The organism is Devosia sp. (assembly GCF_028290645.1).
Taxonomy (GTDB): Bacteria; Pseudomonadota; Alphaproteobacteria; order Rhizobiales; family Devosiaceae; genus Devosia_A.
In genome coordinates this window covers 1-4,004 of the sequence record NZ_JAQGJL010000241.1, presented here as the reverse complement: position 1 = coordinate 4,004, position 4,004 = coordinate 1, and the positions used below count along the sequence as shown (strand labels likewise).

The 4,004-nt window shown below is 66.4% G+C and carries 4 protein-coding genes; all 4 read left to right on the top strand.

The genetic code is table 11. The features are described 5' to 3' along the window. A partial coding sequence (gene ugpC / locus JWQ89_RS13380; RefSeq protein ID WP_299641792.1) for a sn-glycerol-3-phosphate ABC transporter ATP-binding protein UgpC occupies positions 1-1,064 on the top strand: 1,064 nt, incomplete at its 5' end. Positions 1,065-1,270: 206 nt separating this feature from the next. Continuing rightward, a complete protein-coding gene (locus JWQ89_RS13375; RefSeq protein ID WP_299641790.1) occupies positions 1,271-1,981 on the top strand; it encodes an SDR family oxidoreductase in 711 nt (236 codons plus the stop codon). A gap of 156 nt (positions 1,982-2,137) precedes the next feature. Then, the gene (locus tag JWQ89_RS13370) at positions 2,138-3,121 is read left to right on the top strand and encodes a TIM barrel protein (protein ID WP_299641788.1); all 984 of its coding nucleotides are present in this window, start codon (positions 2,138-2,140) and stop codon (positions 3,119-3,121) included. 12 nt (positions 3,122-3,133) lie between these two features. Then, positions 3,134-3,937 carry an SDR family oxidoreductase gene (locus tag JWQ89_RS13365; RefSeq protein WP_299641787.1) on the top strand — a complete coding sequence of 268 codons (804 nt, stop codon included), beginning with the start codon at positions 3,134-3,136 and terminating at the stop codon, positions 3,935-3,937. Positions 3,938-4,004 lie beyond the last annotated feature (67 nt).

Here is a 4,004-nt window from a genome sequence, read left to right as displayed (position 1 = left end):
GTCTCCAGGTCATTCATGGCGTCGATATCGACATCGCCGATGGCGAGTTCGTCGTGCTCGTCGGCCCTTCCGGATGCGGAAAATCGACGTTGCTGCGCATGATCGCCGGCCTTGAAACCATCTCCGGCGGCGAGGTCTCGATCGGCGGCAGGATGGTCAACGACGTCCTGCCCAAGGACCGCGACATCGCCATGGTGTTCCAGAGCTACGCGCTCTACCCCACCATGACCGTCAAGGAGAACATGGCCTTCGGCATGGAAAGCCGGGGCGTGCCCAAGGCCGAGCAGGAGGCGGCGATCGCCCGTGTGGCCTCGCTCCTCCAGATCGAGTCGTTCCTGAAGCGCAAGCCCGGCCAGCTCTCGGGCGGCCAGCGCCAGCGCGTCGCCATGGGCCGTGCGCTGGTGCGCGACCCCGCGCTGTTCCTGTTCGACGAGCCGCTCTCCAACCTCGATGCCAAGCTCCGCGTCGACATGCGCACCGAGATGAAGAAGCTGCATCACCGGGTGGGCAAGACCACGGTGTACGTCACCCACGACCAGATCGAGGCGATGACGCTCGCCTCGCGCATCGCCGTGATGCACCAGGGCGAGGTGCAGCAGTTCGACGAGCCCGACACCATCTACAACCGGCCCGCCAACATCTTCGTCGCCGGCTTCATGGGCTCGCCCTCGATGAACTTCATCAACGCCGAGTTCTCGACGACGGCCGGCGTATCCTCGGTCACCTTCCCGCTCGCCGACGGCAACATGGCGAGCCTGCCGCTCCATAACGGCGTGGCGCAGCGGGCGACCGACAAGAAAGTCGTCCTCGGCATCCGGCCGGAGCACTTGAGCCGGCAGAGCGCCAACACCACCGGCAAGCCCGGCATCGCCACCCTCTCGGCACCGGTCGAAGTGGTGGAGCCGACCGGCGCCGAGACCATGGCCGTGCTGAAGTTCGGCGACCGCGAGGTCGTCGGCCGCTTCAGCCCGGACGAGGCGCCGAAGATGGGCGAGAACATGCCGCTCGCCATCGACATGACGCGCGCCTGCCTGTTCGACCCGGGCACGCAGCGGCTGATCTGAGGTTCCGGCGCGTGCTGACCCCCACCCCTGTCCCCTCCCTCTAAGAATGGGGAGGGGGACCGGACCACCAGCCTCCGCGTGAGGGTCTCCCTCCCCCGGTTTTGGGGGGAGGGGACAGGGGTGGGGGCCATTCGCGCCGATGTTCAAAGAGTAGGTTTTCCGAAATTCCCGAGTTCGCCATCTATCCAAGCCTCGCCGGCCGGGTCGTGTTCGTCACCGGAGGGGCGAGCGGCATCGGCGCCGATATCGTCCGCGCCTTTGCGCGGAACGAAGCCAAAGTCGCCTTCGTCGATATCCTCGAGGCCGAGGGCAAGGCGCTGGCGGCCGAGACCGGCGCCACGTTCCTCGTCTGCGACGTCACCGATGTCACGGGGCTGCGCGCCGCGCTCGACGTGGTGAGGAACCGGCTCGGCCTGATCTCGGTGCTGGTCAACAACGCCGCCAACGACGACCGGCACGAGATCGACGCCGTCACCGAGGAGTACTGGGACGATTCGATCGACCTCAACCTCCGCCCGCAATTCTTCGCCGCGCAGGCCGTGCGCGCGCAGATGAAGGAGGCCGGCGGCGGCTCGATCATCAATTTCTCCTCGATCGCCTGGCGCGGCGGCGCCTCCAACATGCCGGTCTATGCGACGGCGAAATCTGCGATCATCGGTTTGACCCGCGCACTGGCACGCGGCTTCGGCGGCGACAACATCCGCGTCAACGCCATCGAGCCCGGCGCGGTGATCACCGAGCGCCAGAAGCGGCTGTGGTTCCCCGACCAGCAGGCGATCGACAACGTCGTCGCCCGGCAGGCTATCCACCGCGAACTGCTGGGCGACGAGATCGCCCGCACCGTGCTGTTCCTTGCATCAGACGACAGTCGAATGATCACCAAGCAGTCGATTACTGTAGATGGTGGGTTGAGGTGAGTCCTTCCCCTCACCCGGCGCTCCGCGCCACCCTCTCCCTCAAGGGGAGAGGGACGTTGTGGCACGATCTTGCCCTCGCCTTCCCTCTCCCCTTGAGGGAGAGCGTGCCCTGCGCAGCAGGGCGGGTGAGGGGACGAACTCAATCACGGTGACCCCATGAAACTCACGACCGGCCTCAACCCCTATGGCCTCACCTATTACCTCGGCCTGCAGGGCGCGGGCACGCCGCGGCACAACCCCAACGGCGCCGGCCTCGAAGGCTTCATCAAGCTCACCGAGGAACTCGGCGGCAAGGCCATCGAGCTGTGGGAAGGCTGGCTCAAGGACATGTCCGACGCCGACCTCGCGGCGCTGAAGCAGCGCCTCGACACCCTCGGCTGGAAGCGCGTCCTGAGCTCGGGCCTGCAGCACGGCGATATCGACCTGCTGCTGCGCTGCGCCAGGGTGCTCGACGCGCAGTTCATCCGCCTCGCGCTCACCCCCATCCTCTGCGGCGATCGCGCCGCGGCCGGGCCGCGCTGGCACGAGCTCGTCGCCTCGGTGCACGAAAAGCTCGAGGCCTATGCGCCGATGGCCGCCGCCGCCGGCGTCACGCTGCTGATCGAGAACCACCAGGATTTCACCAGCCGCGAGCTGGTCAATTTCTGCGACGAATACGGCCCCAGTGTCCGCATCGTCTTCGACATGGCCAACACCTTCCCGGTGGCCGAGGCGCCGCTCGATTTCACCCGCGTCATCGCCCCCTACGTGCGCCACTGCCACGTCAAGGACTACAACGTGCAGTTTACCGACGAGGGGATAAGGCTGGTCCGCTGCCCGTCGGGCGACGGCGCCGTGCCGTTCAAGGAAATGTTCGAGATACTCGGACAGCACAATGAAGAGATGGTCGCCTGCATCGAGATCGGGGCGCTCGAGGCCCGGCACGTCAAGCTGCTGACGCCAGAGTGGTGGCACGGCTATGCGCCCAAGGAAGCCGAGGCGCTCGCCTCCTGCCTGCGCGCAGCGCGCCGCAACCGGCTGGCCGACGACGCCGAGTGGCGCACCCCGTGGGAGCGCAACGCCGACCACGAATTGATTGATTACGAGCTCGGGCAGTACCGGAAAAGCGCCGCGAACCTCAAGGCTCTCGGCCTCATGTAATTGGAGATTTCGATGACCAAGGAACTGGAAGGCAAGAACGCCTTCGTCACTGGCTCGGGCCGCGGCCTGGGCAACGTCATGGCCCGCCGCCTGGCCGAGCGCGGCGCCAATGTCGCGGTGCATGACCTCACCTGGGACGCGCCCGCCAAGTTCGGCGAGAACGCCAACCTCGACGAGGTGGTCAAGCAGATCGAGGCGCTCGGGGTGAAGTCGGTCGGCGTCATCGGCAACATCTCGGATCGCGACGCCGTGGCGAAGATGAAGTCGGACATCCTCGCCCGCTTCGGCCAGGTCGACATCCTCGTCAACTGCGCCGGCGGCGACATCGGCGCCTCTGGCGGCAAGCCCGAGCCCAACAACATCCTCGGCATCCCCTACGAGGACATCGTCACGCTGACCAACAACAACCTCGTCGGCACCATGGTGGTGACGCAGGCTTTCGTGCCCGACATGGTCGCCCGCCATGCCGGCGCCGTGGTCAATATCGGCTCGACCGCCGCCCATGCCGGCTTCAGCCATGGCGGCATCTACGCCACGCTCAAGGCCGCCGTCGTCGCCTACACCCGCTGCCTTGCCTCGGAAGTGCGCAAGGACGGCGTGCGCGTCAACGCCGTCAGCCCCGGCCCCACCACCACGGCACGGTTCCTCGCCACCCGCACCACCGATCCGTCGAAGATGGAGGGCGTGTCCTTGGAGCGCTATGCCAAGCCGGTCGAGATCGCCAATGCCGTCGCCTTCCTGGCCAGCGACCAGGCCGGCTTCGTCAACGGCCAGGTGCTGCGCGTCGACGGCGGCATGAGCCTTTTTGCCGGATGATTTTGGTCGCCGGCTGATTTTCTCACTGAGCTAGGAATTTTCCATGTCCAACGACATCAAATACGAC

Bases quoted from the DNA above. Each gene is read 5' to 3' on its own strand.
- JWQ89_RS13370 (WP_299641788.1), top strand. From the start codon at position 2,138: ATGAAACTCACGACCGGCCTCAACCCCTATGGCCTCACCTATTACCTC.
- JWQ89_RS13365 (WP_299641787.1), top strand. From the start codon at position 3,134: ATGACCAAGGAACTGGAAGGCAAGAACGCCTTCGTCACTGGCTCGGGC.